This window comes from Paenibacillus sp. FSL R10-2734 (genome assembly GCF_037963865.1).
Taxonomy (GTDB): Bacteria; Bacillota; Bacilli; order Paenibacillales; family Paenibacillaceae; genus Paenibacillus_AQ.
Window position 1 is genome coordinate 2,248,671 of the sequence record NZ_CP150170.1, and the last position, 15,001, is coordinate 2,263,671.

The 15,001-nt window shown below is 43.4% G+C and carries 11 protein-coding genes; 9 read left to right on the top strand and 2 right to left on the bottom strand.

Annotation, left to right across the window (positions count from 1 at the left end; genetic code table 11):
• The first annotated feature begins 29 nt into the window (after nt 1-29).
• The 8 genes from NSS67_RS09935 to mtaB all read left to right on the top strand — a co-directional run bounded on the left by NSS67_RS09935 (nt 30) and on the right by mtaB (nt 11,045).
• The gene (locus NSS67_RS09935; protein WP_339319387.1) at nt 30-2,978 is read left to right on the top strand and encodes a type 2 lanthipeptide synthetase LanM family protein; all 2,949 of its coding nucleotides are present in this window, start codon (nt 30-32) and stop codon (nt 2,976-2,978) included.
• A 1-nt stretch (nt 2,979) separates the two neighbouring features.
• A complete protein-coding gene (locus NSS67_RS09940; RefSeq protein ID WP_339319388.1) occupies nt 2,980-5,142 on the top strand; it encodes a peptidase domain-containing ABC transporter in 2,163 nt (720 codons plus the stop codon).
• A gap of 694 nt (nt 5,143-5,836) precedes the next feature.
• Complete coding sequence (locus NSS67_RS09945) at nt 5,837-6,106, top strand: hypothetical protein (RefSeq protein WP_339319389.1); 270 nt, start codon at nt 5,837-5,839, stop codon at nt 6,104-6,106.
• A 138-nt stretch (nt 6,107-6,244) separates the two neighbouring features.
• Nucleotides 6,245-6,823: a DNA-3-methyladenine glycosylase I gene (locus tag NSS67_RS09950; RefSeq protein ID WP_339320558.1), complete on the top strand. Its 579-nt coding sequence runs from the start codon at nt 6,245-6,247 to the stop codon at nt 6,821-6,823.
• Nucleotides 6,824-7,012: 189 nt separating this feature from the next.
• Nucleotides 7,013-8,068: a 50S ribosomal protein L11 methyltransferase gene (gene prmA, locus NSS67_RS09955; protein ID WP_339319390.1), complete on the top strand. Its 1,056-nt coding sequence runs from the start codon at nt 7,013-7,015 to the stop codon at nt 8,066-8,068.
• Nucleotides 8,069-8,070: 2 nt separating this feature from the next.
• On the top strand, nt 8,071-8,754 hold the full coding sequence (locus tag NSS67_RS09960) for a site-2 protease family protein (protein WP_339319391.1): 684 nt from the start codon (nt 8,071-8,073) through the stop codon (nt 8,752-8,754).
• Between the two features lie 179 nt (nt 8,755-8,933).
• Nucleotides 8,934-9,698 (top strand): RsmE family RNA methyltransferase, encoded by a 765-nt coding sequence (locus NSS67_RS09965; RefSeq protein ID WP_339319392.1) that lies wholly within the window; start codon nt 8,934-8,936, stop codon nt 9,696-9,698.
• A gap of 3 nt (nt 9,699-9,701) precedes the next feature.
• Nucleotides 9,702-11,045: a tRNA (N(6)-L-threonylcarbamoyladenosine(37)-C(2))-methylthiotransferase MtaB gene (gene mtaB / locus NSS67_RS09970; RefSeq protein ID WP_339319393.1), complete on the top strand. Its 1,344-nt coding sequence runs from the start codon at nt 9,702-9,704 to the stop codon at nt 11,043-11,045.
• A 348-nt stretch (nt 11,046-11,393) separates the two neighbouring features.
• Here the strand turns inward: mtaB and NSS67_RS09975 are convergent, their stop codons facing one another.
• Nucleotides 11,394-11,720, bottom strand: coding sequence for an AzlD domain-containing protein (locus tag NSS67_RS09975; RefSeq protein WP_339319394.1), 327 nt, complete (start codon nt 11,718-11,720; stop codon nt 11,394-11,396).
• Nucleotides 11,711-12,445 (bottom strand): AzlC family ABC transporter permease, encoded by a 735-nt coding sequence (locus tag NSS67_RS09980; protein ID WP_339319395.1) that lies wholly within the window; start codon nt 12,443-12,445, stop codon nt 11,711-11,713. Before NSS67_RS09980 ends, NSS67_RS09975 begins: the two co-directional genes overlap by 10 nt.
• Before the next feature lie 228 nt (nt 12,446-12,673).
• On the opposite strand from NSS67_RS09980, the gene NSS67_RS09985 reads away from it, so the two are divergent.
• The gene (locus NSS67_RS09985; RefSeq protein WP_339319396.1) at nt 12,674-14,884 is read left to right on the top strand and encodes an Ig-like domain-containing protein; all 2,211 of its coding nucleotides are present in this window, start codon (nt 12,674-12,676) and stop codon (nt 14,882-14,884) included.
• Nucleotides 14,885-15,001 lie beyond the last annotated feature (117 nt).

Genomic DNA, 15,001 nt, shown 5'->3' on the forward strand with positions numbered 1-15,001 from the left:
ATTAAGCAAAGAGAAGGAGCGTTTAAAATATGACCATTCAAACAAAAGTTATATTCGCAGAATCATTATTAGACGCTAAATTATTCAGAGAGCCAGGAAAGTATACTGTTGCTCAAACTACTAATAAGAGTGGAATATTTGATTTCTTCTATACTCCATATCTAAGCAGCTTTGAAAACCGAGTGGAAACATTTCTGGAGCAGTTCGCAATAACGGCTCCTTTTGAACTGCGTACGGCAACAATTATATCCAGCGTGCTGATCGCGCTAAAAAATGATTTGATGTTTATCTCCATTAAAGTACTCATTTCGGAATTTCATGAGCAGAAGATCAGCGGGGATTTGCAAGGAGAAGATGCGGAGTCTAGGTACCAATGGTATGATAACCAATTTTTAAATTATGAATTTCATAGAGATCTGTTACAGCGTTATCCGGTAATGGCGTATTTAATTCAATCACTGCTCAATTCTAAACTGGAACTGCTTCAAGAAGCGTTTCAACGACTGGAGCAGGACTACACAGCATTGGCAGAACGGATGTTACTCTCCTTCGATACAGTAAATGATATTCTCCTAAATACGGGGGATACCCATAACGGAGGGAAATCGGTCGTTATTTTTTCTCTCGGAGACATGGAACGAAGGGTCGTATATAAGCCGCATACGCTGATGCCCGAGAGCTCCTATAATCAAGTACTGGACTGGTTAAATAGGAAGAAGAAACTGGCCATGGAAGTTGCGAATACGAATGCTATTGATGCTGGAGAATATGGATGGCAGGAATATGTTGAGCAGCGGGCTTGCACAAGCCTGAAAGAAGTGGAGCGATACTATTATCGGATTGGTGTTCACCTTGCTTTGATGTATATGCTGAAATGTGGAGACATACATTTGGAAAATCTGGTCAGCGACGGAGAATTCCCGAGAATGATCGATTTGGAAACCTTGCTCACTCAGCAAAATCCGATACCGCTGGCGGAATCCTTTCTGACCGACTTCCTGAAATCAGTGGACAATTCCGTCCTAGGCACGATGCTGCTGCCTCAAAAATTTGGTTTATCCACATTTGATATTGATCTAAGCGGTTTGCACGGCGGTGGAGGGGAGACCTCCTCCTATTTGGAAACCTATAGGCTGATGAATGTTGGGACTGATGATATCCGACTTGTTAAACAGTTCGTCGTAACAGAGGAGAACCGGAATCGGGTGCTATACGAAGGCGGAAAAATAGATCCAAGCCAATATAGCCTATATATCCAAGCCGGGTTTGCGGGTGCCTATTGCGTGATAGAGGAATATAAGGAGGAGCTGATCCAGCTAATCGGCAAGGGTCTCCTCTTTCAGGGGAAGTACCGCCAAGTGCTAAGGCCCACCCATATTTATGCGCGGTACATCGAAGCGGGGAATCACCCGAATTATTTAAGAAAATGGGAGGACAGGGAGAAGTTATTCTCGCTTCTCTATGGCGATTTGCCGAAGAATCAGGTCAAAATCAGGGAGCGAACCGGATATGAAATACAGAGCTTGATGTTCAACGATGTTCCTTATTTTACAGTTGGATTCAATTCTAATGATTTAATGACCGGGGAAAAAAACCAGATTGATCAGTATTATGATACCGTCTTGTCCGATCAGTTGCTTATGCGTATTAGAAGATTAGATGAGCAAGATATGAAACGTCAGATGAGTTATATCCGAATGTCCCTAAGTACATTGAAGAATGTAAGCTGGGGACATGGAGATGATAAGAAAAACGGAGATCTTCCGGACGGAGGAGAGTTTCGATTTACGGATCTAGATCATTGGCTTGGCTGTGCGAAGGAAATCGGGGACTGGATGGAGTCAAACAGTTTGGCTAGCAGTGATGGAATGAGGTGTTCCTGGCTGTCGCTTTTGGTTGCTGATGACCGTAAATTGTCACTGGGTCCTGCTAATTACACATTATACGAGGGATCGGGAATAATTCTATTTCTGGCTTATCTGGCCAAGTTATCAGGGGAGGATAAGTACGATCGTCTTGCCAAGGCGGCTTACGAGGGGATGGAAGATCTGTATCATCCTGAGCAGTTGGTGCTATCGTCTTCTGCCTATTACGGCTTCGGCTCCCTGCTATATCTTTATTACTCTTTATGGGTTTTATGGGGCGGCGATAGCCTCTATGCAAAATTCATCAGACAAATTCAAAGAATTATGGAAATAGAAATAGAGGAGGATGCATCCCTGGATATAGTCTCTGGAATGGCGGGGACTGTTATTGTATGCCTTAATATCTACCGCACAGACGGTAACTCAGATTTACTAGCAGTGGCAAGCCGTTGGGGAGAGGAACTTTATCGTCGGCTGTCAGTCAATGTATCAGGACGTTTAAGCGGACTATCCCACGGCTATGCAGGTTATGCATGGGCATTGGCTTTGCTAGGAGAGTCAGTGAATAAGACAGTTTATACCGAACTGGCGTTCGCCTTGATTGAGGAAGAGAATAAGAACTACGACCCTGTAGTCGGCAATTGGAGAAGCATGCGTCCGAAAGAGTATGATTCAGACTTGATATATTGGTGCCATGGGGCACCGGGCATCGGCCTATCCCGCGCTAGAATGGCTTCGTTCATCAGCGATGTAAACCGAACGGGACTATTGCATAGGGATGCTAGACGAGCAATTGACAAGTTAATGAAGGACGGCTTTGATGAGAGGCTAGATGACAGCTTATGCCATGGAATCTTCGGGAATATCGACATTGCCTTAGACATTGCGCAGCTGACCGGAGATCAGCATTTATTGCAGGAGGTTAGTAAAAAGGCACGCTCAGCTGTCCAACGGATAGCAAGAAGGGGGGCGCGGTACGGTTTGGGATGTATTACGGATATCACCGGGTTTATGCTGGGATTGTCGGGCATTGGTTACGTGCTGCTGCGCCTGAGTGATTCCCGTATTCCATCCGTTTTAGCGCTGGAAGCAGCGCGGAAAGAGGAGGTTTGAAGTGAGTAGAAAAACGAGAATGCACGTTCCCTACGTAGAGCAAATGCAGCAGACGGAGTGCGGTTTATGCTGCGTTGCGATGATTTTAAGATACTATCAGAGCCACGAAATGCTTAGTGATTTGCGTGAATTTCTTGATGTTGGGCGGGACGGGTTGAAAATCAGCCAGCTGAATCAACTGCTAAATAATTTAGGTTTTAATACACATGTATATCACTCTGACGTGAAGGGACTGCAACAGGTCCACGTTCCTGCAATTTTATTTTGGAACGAAGATCATTTTGTCGTATTGGAAAAAATTAATGGGAGCAAGGTTTATATCGTGGACCCTTCTTTCGGGCGGAAGTGCATTAAGCTGGAAGAATTGGAGGAACAGTATTCAAAGTACGTGCTTACTGCAGAGCCTTCAGAGAGATTTTCCCCACGAAAAAAAAAGAAAAGTGTCTGGTTTGATTTTTTTCCAGGAGTTTTTCAAAATAAACGACTTTTTATTACAATTGTAATCTTGTCTCTCATAACTTATTTAGTAACGCTATCAGTTCCGATTCTTGTGCAGTATCTAATCGACGAAATTGTCGTGAAACAGAGATTAGACAAGTTTGGGTTATATATTAGCATTATGCTGGCAGCCATCCTCATTTATTGCTCGATTTATTTTTATAGGGGACGCAAGCTTATTGATCTCCAAGTGATCCTGGATCGAATAATGACTACGAAAACGTTCTCTCATTTATTGAACGTCCCCTATAAGTTTTTTGAAGCACGTTCGTTCGGTGATTTACTGTTCCGTATTAACAGTCTGCACGCCATTCGTGATCTGCTTTCCGAACATTTGGCTAAAGGGCTTATAGACTTCGGAGCAATCGCTTTTATCCTGGTATATATGTCCTACAAGTCACTAATTTTAACGGGTGTAGCAGTTGCTATTGTGATCCTTACTGGAATCTACATTCTATATTCCCGACCTTATATTGTAGAAGCTAACCAGCATGAAATCGTAGAGAATACTAAGCTCCAATCTGCGCAGGTAGAGGCGATGTACTCCATATTTGGCGTAAAAACGGCAGGTATTGAGGATCAGGTATACCGCGGATGGAATAAGAAATTTGAAAATGTATTGTTCCGGTACAGAAAGAAAGGGAATATTCTCAATATCTATAGTACTATTATGGCAGTCATGTCAACTATATCACCGATTGCCATTCTGCTTATAGGTATCCAGCAATATTTGCAGCACGCTATTACATTGGGGGAGGTTATTGCATTCCATGCCTTGTCGGGAACTTTTTTCGCCACAAGCGTATCGTTGTTCCAAACTTATAATAACTTTGTACTCGCCTCTTCTTACTTGGACCGGATACGCGATATTACGGATGCTAAGATCGAGAAAAATCCGGACGTTCCGGTTGAACACCAGATAAAGGGGGACATACGGCTTGAAGGAGTCTCATTCTCCTATACCAATCATGCGCAAGAGGTACTCCATAATCTGTCCCTTCATATAAAAAGCGGACAGAAAGTCGCCATAGTGGGTCCTTCTGGTTCCGGTAAGAGCACGCTCAGTAAAATTCTGCTCGGCATCTATACGCCAACCGCAGGGAAAATTTATTATGATGACCTGGAATTGGAGCAATTCAATAAGCAGAAGCTACGCAGGCAGATGGGGGTTGTACCGCAAGATATTAACTTGTTCAACAATTCAATACTGGAAAATATAAGAATGAACAAAGACGATGTAGATATCGAAGCGGTAAAGAGAGCAGCAGAGGTCGCACAGATCCGCGATGAAATTGAGAGCATGCCAATGGGCTACTATACGGTGATATCCGATATGGGCATGAATTTATCTGGCGGGCAGCGGCAGCGAATTGCACTGGCCCGTGCGATCATTTCCGATCCTAAAGTTGTTATACTTGATGAAGCAACTAGTTCGTTGGACTCCATAAATGAAGCAAGAGTTTCTCACTATTTTAAGAGCAACGGCTGCACGCGCGTAGTAATTGCACACCGTTTATCGACTATCATCGATTCCGACATTATTTATGTCATGAACGAAGGAAGAATAGTGGAATTGGGCTCTCATGATCAATTGATGGCACAGAAGGGGCCATACTACCAATTATATAGTGTGCATAAGAGCGAACAGGAACTAATATCCGTATAAAATGCCCGTCATGCATACAAATGAAAGTGGTTTTAATTTCTGAGTGCTGAACGTTTCTTGATGATTGTTCATATTACAGCGGGCGTGATCTCTGAGATATTAAAGAAGACATTATTATTGAAAAAGTTCATATTCTCTCTACGTATTTTGGAACAACAGTGGAAGAAGCGCTAATATCTTGGGCACACTCCATCGTTCCAGAATACATGCATGGGCGGTTTGAATAACAAATGAGTATGTATCCAATAACATTGATCTAGGGGTCGATGGGATAACTGTTTCAAGAACATCTTTCCTAGAACCATATGAACTGCAATGGGATCCTAGTAAGGTACAGTTAAACGATATCGATTTCCGCCGGTGGTTGTTAGTATTGACCACTAAGCCAGTTGAATCAAATGTTAAGAGAGCTAGTGAATGGAAGTTGGAGCTCCTTGTTGAAGGGAGAACACCAGTGACTAAGAGGAAAAAGTCGTATAACGTTTCTGAGGGGCAGATGGTTTTTAATTTCTAATTCTCGGATAGAAAATGATTATATATTATAAAAAAAGAGAAACCAGTGTTTTGCTGCCTTCTCTTTTTTTATACGATAGGAGATATAAAAGTACAGTTGTGGTTTACCTTTATTATTAAATAATTAACGAACATCTCTCAAAAGAAACAGACAATTATCCAGCAACTCAGCGGGTATCCGGTGAAGTGGACGTATTATATGCAGGGATCCGATCTTTACGTAGAAACTGGAAGTGAAGATGCTCGCTTCGGTGGAATTAACCAGACTCATATCGGGCTGGATAAAGAGCGCATTCTAGGAAAACCAGTAACCGTCAATTTCGCGGGGGATGGAAACAACAAGGCCATTGATGTGTATAAGGATTTTAAAGGTACAGAAGCTTCTATATATATGTTCTACTATACGACTGATGATCCGGATAAAGAAACAAGAGTGCAGATCCAGCCATAAGAGTTAGGCAATACGTAAGCGTATAGAAAATAGAATAACTTTTTAAGGGATGAACCTTGTGTTCTTCCCTTTTTTTCGTATACAGTGAGTAGACGTCGTAAAGAATCCGCTATGAATAATTATAAGGAGAGAAGATGGATGGAAGTCACACGCTGTGCTTGGGTCAACGAGGATCCTTTATATATCGCCTACCATGATGAAGAATGGGGCAAGCCTCTATACGATGACCGAAAGCTGTTTGAATTACTTATGCTCGAAGGTATGCAGGCAGGGTTAAGCTGGTATACAGTCCTAAAAAAGCGAGCGCATTACAGAGAAGTATTTGACGGATTTGATCCGGCAAAGATTGTCCATTATGATGAAGCCAAAATTGCTGAGCTGATGAGTGATCCAGGTATTATTAGAAACCGCTTGAAAATAGATTCAATCATTCGGAATGCTAGTGTATATTTGCAAATTTGCGAGGATCATGGCAGCTTTTCGGATTATCTTTGGAGCTTTGCCCAGGGGACGCCTACGATTAACCATTGGGAGACTCGCGCAGAGGTACCTGCTTCAACACCTCAGTCTGATGAGTTAAGTAAGGCATTAAAGAAGAAAGGAATGAAGTTTGTCGGCTCTACGATTTGTTATGCTTTTATGCAGGCATCGGGGATGGTGGATGATCATTCGCTTAATTGCTTTTGCAGAAGTAAAGAGGAAGCCGCAGATCGTTGATCAGTAGTTTGGCGTTACACCAAGAAGAAATGTTATACTATGAAGCGAATGCTTTCGAGGTCAATTTTGAACGAAGATTATCAATGAAGCGAACGCTCACAAAACTAAGCGTATGCTTTCGAAGCAAGTTTTGCCGAAGTGAATCAATGAAGCGAACGCTCACAAAACTTTTAGGAGGATCACATAAAGATGTTATGGCATGAAGTGACGATACATACAACAGAAGAAGCACAGGAAATGATTTCGAATTTTCTCTATGAAGCAGGTGCTGGTGGCGTTTCTATCGAGGAATCCGGAACACTGAACAAAGAACGGGATACACGTTACGGTGAATTATACGACGAACCTTTGAATGATATCCCAGAAGGGGAAGCGGTCATAAAAGGATATTATGCCGATTCCACGGATATGGATGCTGTTATAGAAGAACTGACACCACGGGTAGCAGAATTGCGCGAGTTCGGCATTGATCCCGGCAAAGCACTGATTTCGTGGAAGACTGTGGATGAAGACGAATGGGCTCATGCTTGGAAGCAATATTTCAAACCGCTCCGAGTATCGAAGCGCCTAACGATTAAACCAACCTGGGAGGAATATACGCCTGAGAGTCCAGATGAAGCTATCATTGAGCTCGACCCTGGCATGGCATTTGGTACAGGGACTCACCCTACAACAGCTCTGTGCCTGCGTGCACTTGAAAAGAACATCAGCGGCGGTGAAGAGGTTATCGATGTCGGCACAGGTTCTGGAATTCTGGCTGTAGGCGCGATGCTGCTCGGTGCAAAATCCGTATTAGCATTAGACTTAGATCCGGTGGCTGTGGAAAGTGCGCGAGAGAATGTAGCGCTTAACAAACTTGAACAGTACATTACGGTAAAAGAAAGCGATCTTCTCTCCTTGCTAGGTGGTGAAGGGGTGGCTGACACGGCGGCTGGAGAAATGTGGCCATCTGCTAGACCAGGTCATTCTCTAGAGGGAGCTGTTCCTGCTGAGCAAGACTCTGAAGGTAACCTTGGCGTTACACTGCCTGTACAAATTGTAGTTGCGAATATTTTAGCGGAAATCATCGTATTGTTTACGGATGATGTATACCGTGCGCTTCAGCCTGGGGGCCTCTATATTACCTCCGGTATATATAAAGATAAAGAAGGACTTGTGGCGAACGCGCTCAAAGAGTCTGGCTTTGAAATTATTGAAATAACCCGTGAAGAAGATTGGGTGGCATTTACAGCCGGAAAGAGGTAAAGATGGATATATTGCAAAGCTTCATTCGAGTAGACTTAGATCAGCTTCCTTTTCTGCTCATTACGATTTTAATTGCTTTTACAGTACATGAATTCAGTCATGCTTATTTCGCAAATAAGTTCGGTGACCCGACCGCAAGATTACTTGGTCGCATGACACTTAACCCAGCTGTTCATTTCGATTTCTTTGGTATTTTGCTGCTGCTCGTTGCTGGCTTCGGTTGGGCACGTCCGGTTCCAGTAAACCGCGATAACTTTAGTCGGCCTCGCCTCATGGGAGTTATCGTGTCGGCTGCGGGTCCAATCAGTAACCTGCTCTTAGGGATTATAGGTGCTATAATATACGGTGCACTCGCGGCAACTGGAGCTCTAGATAATATCTCGAATGATCGTGTTCTCGAGGCTGTATATTTATTCTTTGGTACCTTTATTCAATGGAACTTCTTTTTGTTTCTGTTCAATCTTATTCCGCTGCCACCACTGGATGGCTATCGGATTGTGGAAGATGTCGCCCCACGTTCGATCCGTGGCAAACTACAACAATTTGAACAATGGGCTGTATTCCTCTTTTTATTGATTCTGTTTATTCCTGGGCTGCGGACGTATACTATTGAGCCGCTCTCAATCTGGGCTAGTGAAATGTCGAGAACATTTGTACAGCTGTCTCTAAGAATTTTTGGTAGCTAAGGCAGAGAATGAAGGCTGTTCAACCCTTGTCAAACATTGTATTATGTAATTTGTTAAAAAATATGATAGTAATTTTCGCCTGATCCATATTTATATTTCTCGATTAAACGCTTACCGTCCTTATAAGGACGGAAGGCGTTTATACTTGTTACTGAATTCATGAACAGGATGATGATGAGATGCAGCGTTATTTCGTTACACCGGAGCAGTTTGGTGCAGATACCGTAAGAATTGACGGGGAAGATGCTCGTCATATTGCTAAGGTGATGCGCGGTAAGGCGGGAGACAAGCTTATTGTTAGCGATGGTGTTTCCCGTGAGGCGTTAGTGGAGATTGCACAGATTGAAATTGGGGAAGTCACAGTGAACATACTGGAGACCCTGGAGATGACGCATGAACCTCGAATTAAAATTACAGTGGCTCAGAGCTTGCCTAAGGCCGATAAGATGGAAACCGTTATTCAGAAGTGTACAGAGATTGGTGCTGTAAGCTTTATTCCTTTTTTGTCAGAACGCACGATAGTGCAATACGACGAACGTAAGGAAAGTAAACGACTGGATCGCTGGCGTAAAATTTGCAAGGAAGCTGCTGAACAGGCTCACCGGAATATCGTTCCGGCAGTAGGATCACCTCTTTCGTGGAAGCAGCTACTGCAGACTTTTGGAGAATATGATGCCGTTTATTTCTGCTATGAGAAAGAAGAGGGTTTACAGCTTCGAAGCAGCGTTGCTCCATGGTTATCATCGCTTTCCCCTCAGTCAAGCGGGAAAGTTATGGTTGTGGTAGGACCTGAAGGGGGCTTTAGCCCGGAAGAATGTCAGAAGGCAGAAGAAGCAGGGGCATTATCCGTTGGCCTAGGACGACGTATTCTGCGCTGTGAGACAGCGGGCATGGTTGCCGCTGCTTGTATTTTATATGAATCTGGAGAAATGGGAGGAGCTTAAGAGATGCCATCCGTAGCATTTTATACTTTAGGTTGTAAAGTGAATTTCTATGACACCGAAGCCATTTGGCAGCTATTTAAAAATGAAGGTTACGAGCAGGTTGATTTCGAGGGTCCCGCCGATGTATATCTGATCAATACTTGTACTGTAACTAATACAGGTGACAAAAAAAGTCGTCAAATGATTCGCCGTGCCGTGCGCCGTAATCCTGAGGCCATTGTGGCTGTAACAGGCTGTTACGCACAAACCTCTCCTGGTGAGATTCTGGACATTCCCGGAGTCGATCTTGTCATTGGTAACCAGGACCGCGATCAGATCATGACGCATGTGAAAAATATTGAAGCTTCGCGTCAGCCGGTCAACGCTGTGCGTAATATTATGAAGACACGTGAGTTCGAGGAGCTGGATGTGCCAGGCTTTGCGGATCGTACGCGTGCTTTTATGAAGATTCAGGATGGCTGCAACAACTTCTGCACCTTCTGCATCATTCCATGGTCACGTGGGCTGTCCCGCAGTCGCGATCCAAAAAGCATTGTAGCGCAGGCGCATCAATTGGTAGAAGCAGGGTACAAGGAATTTGTACTTACGGGTATTCATACCGGAGGTTACGGTGATGATCTTGATAATTATCGTCTAGCCGATTTGCTGTGGGATCTAGATAAGGTGGATGGACTGGAGCGGGTACGTATCAGCTCTATCGAAGCTAGTCAGATCGATGAGAAGCTGCTAGAGGTGCTGAACCGTTCCTCCAAAATGTGCCGTCATTTGCATATTCCACTGCAAGCCGGACATAATGATGTGCTTAAAGCGATGCGCCGTAAATATACGACAGAAGAATATTACGCCAAAATGCAGCTGATCCGTCAGGCGATGCCGGATGTTGGGATTACGACGGACGTTATCGTTGGATTCCCGGGCGAGACAGATGAGATGTTCCGTGCCGGATACGATTTCATGAAGGCTATTAATTACTCGGAAATGCATGTCTTCCCATATTCCAAACGGACAGGTACACCTGCTGCGCGGATGGATAACCAAATTGACGAGGAAATTAAAAATGTACGTGTGCAGGAGCTGATTGATCTATCTGAAGAGATGCAGCTAGCTTATGCCCGTAAGTTTGTAGGACAGACGCTTAGTGTGATTCCAGAAAGATCGGCTAAAGGTGCTCCGGGCCGCAGTATCCAGCATGGGTTCAGCGACAACTACTTGCAGGTGTTCTTCGATGGGGAGGATTCACTTCAAGGTGAGCTTTGTCAGGTGAAGATCACTGAAGCTGGTGTGAACGAATGCCGAGGCGAACTGGTCGGGGTTAGTCAGACTGGTCTTAAGCAGGCTGTTCGCTAAGTAACAGGTTGAATAAGTAAGGAAAACAACAGAGCAGCCATTTTCCCGTTAGTGGAGAATGGCTGCTCTGTGTTTTTAGTTACTGTCTGCCTAAATCGCAGACTTATATCATCCTCGCCAATTCATAATCCTCCATGTGACTTGAGGACTCAGATGATGTTATTTGCAAGTTTTTTGCCTTTGGAGCATAGTTTCGGACTCCAGCGGCGTTATTCCTTAGCGAGAGGTACAAATTTGCTCTTTTTCAAGCCAATAGCGACTGTGGAGTCCGTTAGAATTCCAAAAAGGCGATTATACTGCGAATAAGGTCAGCTGTGTCCGATAGCGATTTCTTAGCCATCAAGAAGCTCAAAAAAACATCCGCAGGATCATAAGGGAAATAACACCCACCAGCACAGTACCTAGCAAACTCCGGGTCTTTACCGCGATCCAAAAAGTAGGGATTGCCGCAAAAAGCTCAACGTTATTAGCTATAGACGAGAATTTTCCATCATTTAAAAGAATCTCCTGGCCTATTAATGCCGCCATAACAGAGATAGGAACATAATTTAACCAGCGCATTCCCCATTCAGGCAATTCAAATCGGCTTAGAATCATTAGTGGAACCACTCTTGGAATGAAGGTTACCAATGCTGCCCCTAGAATAATCAAAAATACATCCCATCTCACTTCCATTTTTCAAGCACCATCCCTACTGTTGAGGCAATGACCGTAGCAATAATGACACCTACACTACCGGAGAATACGAAGGAGCTAGCTACAGCGATGACTACTGCTAGGATTGCTACAACCAAATCAAGTTTTATTTTTTTGCGGTCAATCATGGAAATGACAAGGATACCAATAAACATGGCGGGTAATGCAAACTGCAGACCGTATTGATCTGGATCAGAAATCCACTGGGCTAAAAAAGCACCAGCTATATTCGCAAGAAACCAATTTAAATAAGCGGTGATATTGAGTCCATGCATCCATTTTTCACTGATTCGTTGCTTATTCACCGTTTGATTAATAGCAACTCCAAAGGTCTCATCTGTCAATAGTGTTCCAACCAGCATGTTCCTCAGTGGGGTAAGATGTCGGAAATAAGGTGAAAGAGCTGCACTAAGCAAAATGTGACGAAGATTCACGATAAATATCGTAACGATAATAGCAGCAGGCGAGCTGCTTACGGCTATCATTCCAGCAGCTATAAACTGAGCTGAACCGGCATAAAGCATTAGGCTTATCAAGGCAATCTCAGCAATGCTCAGCCCGGCTGTCTTTTGAACAACACCTGCTGCAAGTCCAATGCTTAAATAACCGAGTAATGTAGGAATGCAATCTTTTACCCCTTTAAGGAAGCTATCTTCCTCTTTTGGAGTAGTGATTGTCTCTAGTTGAAAGTTCTCTATACTCATCGTAGCCCCCTTGGTTCAAGAAAGAATGTAGTAGCTAGCATATTACTTACTAATATATTGATCAACCCTTAACCTGATTATCTAGTCTGAAAGTCCTGAATTTGGCTTTATGGAGCTATAGGGTAAACACTTGGTGTACAATTGTCGATATAAGTAAAAGAGTGTGGGGATAAACCACCAAACGACATTATAGCCCAAGGGAGAGAACAAATGACTGTGTACAGGAAAATGACGAAAATGCTCCTCATCATGATATTGTTAGCTACTGCGGTTTTTCCGGTAAGTGTCTTTGCAGCTACCGGCGACATCAATTCAATTGAATTCGAAAGCTCAGCCAAAGTGCAGCTTACAGTTGGACAAACGCCTAAGCAACTGAAGGTATATGCGAATGTGGAAGGGTCCTCTTCCAAAAGAGATGTGACTGGTGCAGTGGTATGGAATTCTTCTAACACTAACGCTGTAAAGGTAGTAAATGGCTTACTGACTCCGATAGATAGCGGAAAGGCTATTATTACAGCTACTTATAATCATGCGCTTGCTACTGTTGAAGTAGAGGTAACACATCCGATTAAAGAATTGAAGCTTGAATATAGCTCCGAAGGGAACTATAAATTGGGTGACGAAGAGGATAAACTGTTGGTCAAGGCCAATGCGATTGGAGGCGAAACAGCGACTTCTGCTAAGGATGTAACTGCTGATACAACTTGGAGCAGCTCCAATACAAGCGTATTGACGATTGCAGAAGGTAAGATCACTCTGGCAGGTGAAGGTACTTCAACCATTACTGCCAAATACAAAGACATAACAGCAACCTTTAAAGCTGTAGTGAAATTGCCTTATTCTGAAATTGAGCTTAAAAATGATAAGGGTATCGTTATTAAGGAAATTGAAATGCTCGTTGGTGATAATCCGGTGAAATTAGCCGCTTTTACCAAAGAGAATACAAAAACGACCGCCAATGATATTTCAGCAAAAGCGGAATGGTCTTCTTCCAATACGAGTGTTGCTACTGTAGACAAGGGAGAAATCAAAGTGTTATCCGCAGGAAAAGCTGTAATTACAGTAACTTATCTGGGGATTACACAAACAGTGGATGTATATGTACGTGCTCCTTATGAGGCGTTATTGCTTACCCCATCAGGCGATCAATTCTTGTTTATGGGTGAGAGCTTGAACGTTAAAGCAGAGGTTCGAGATGCTGCAAATTCCACTCCGAATGTATCAAGCAGCGCAGTGTGGACTTCGGACAACCAGCTTGCAGCAACGGTTACTGCAGGCAGTGATGCCGCAGCAATCACTGCAAAAGCAGTGGGAACTTCGGTTATTAAAGCAGAGTACAGAGGGATTAGTAAAAGCTTCAAGGTGACAGTATATCCTACGATTACAGCGCTGGAAGCTGATAAAACAGAACTGGAAGTCTACACAGAGGATTCCGTAAGTTTGCCAAAGGTAAACGGAACCAAGCTAGATGAAACGAAGCTGGATCTCAGTCAAGAAATCGAGTGGACTTTTACCAATGATGAGATCGCCATCATCAAAGATGGTAAGCTCGTTGCTGAGTCCGCTGGTACAGTTGATCTTATCGGCAAAATAAAATCAGAGAATCCTATCTCCTCCAGAACGGCTGTACGGGAGAAAAGTGTTGTAGTGAAAGTTACAGTTAAGGATAAGGTTCATATCCTGCTTGGACCAGAGGACAACTTTGTGGTTGTTACTGGCGAAGAGAAGGCTGTTCCAGAAGTAAAAGCTGTGATGGAAAATGGGAATGAACTTGATGCTACTGGAACGATGGAATGGGAGCTTACCGGTACGAATGCGATAATCAAAACAACAACTTCCGGTAAAGTAATCAAAGGATTGGTGAAGGGTTCTGCTACATTAAAGGGAACTTATGCTGATAAGACCATCAGTATCCCAGTTACTATTGAACAAAAGGTTACTAAGATTGTTGTAGAGCCAAATGCGATTGAATTGAACATTAAAGGTTCCAAATCCATAAAGGTTACGGCTTACTACTCTAACGGTAAGACTGGGAATATCTCCAGCAGCATGAATTGGGGGTCTTCTAATGAGGCAGTTGCCACGGTTAAAGGTACATCTGTTAAAGCAGTAACAGAAGGAACAGCAACGTTATCAGGCTCTTACCAAGGGATCGCTGCTAGTGTCAAAATTAATGTAGTTCCTAAGCTAATGAAGTTGACTGTCAACGAAAATAGACTGAAGATGGCTCCGGGAGCTGTTCAGAATGTAATTGTGATTGCGCAGTATGATACGGGGAAGACAGCTATTGTTACTGGAAATGCGGCGTGGACCAGTTCTAAGCCTTCTGTAGCTAGAGTATCTGCTAGTGGTCAAATTGTAGCAGTGAGCAAAGGAACGGCATCCATTAAAGGAAAGATCGGCACCAAGACAGTGACGGTAACAGTTTCTGTGAAATAGGTAGATCATATCTTTTGCATAATGAACTTATAGGTCTGCAAAGCTAACGTTATGTTGCTTTGCAGATTTTTTAATGAAGTATATAGTAATTCCTACTATTCCGATGTATAATCACTT

Bases quoted from the DNA above. Each gene is read 5' to 3' on its own strand.
- NSS67_RS09965 (WP_339319392.1), top strand. From the start codon at position 8,934: ATGCAGCGTTATTTCGTTACACCGGAGCAGTTTGGTGCAGATACCGTA.
- NSS67_RS09960 (WP_339319391.1), top strand. From the start codon at position 8,071: ATGGATATATTGCAAAGCTTCATTCGAGTAGACTTAGATCAGCTTCCT.
- prmA (WP_339319390.1), top strand. From the start codon at position 7,013: ATGTTATGGCATGAAGTGACGATACATACAACAGAAGAAGCACAGGAA.
- NSS67_RS09950 (WP_339320558.1), top strand. From the start codon at position 6,245: ATGGAAGTCACACGCTGTGCTTGGGTCAACGAGGATCCTTTATATATC.
- NSS67_RS09975 (WP_339319394.1), bottom strand. From the start codon at position 11,720: ATGGAAGTGAGATGGGATGTATTTTTGATTATTCTAGGGGCAGCATTG.
- mtaB (WP_339319393.1), top strand. From the start codon at position 9,702: ATGCCATCCGTAGCATTTTATACTTTAGGTTGTAAAGTGAATTTCTAT.
- NSS67_RS09935 (WP_339319387.1), top strand. From the start codon at position 30: ATGACCATTCAAACAAAAGTTATATTCGCAGAATCATTATTAGACGCT.
- NSS67_RS09985 (WP_339319396.1), top strand. From the start codon at position 12,674: ATGACGAAAATGCTCCTCATCATGATATTGTTAGCTACTGCGGTTTTT.
- NSS67_RS09980 (WP_339319395.1), bottom strand. From the start codon at position 12,445: ATGAGTATAGAGAACTTTCAACTAGAGACAATCACTACTCCAAAAGAG.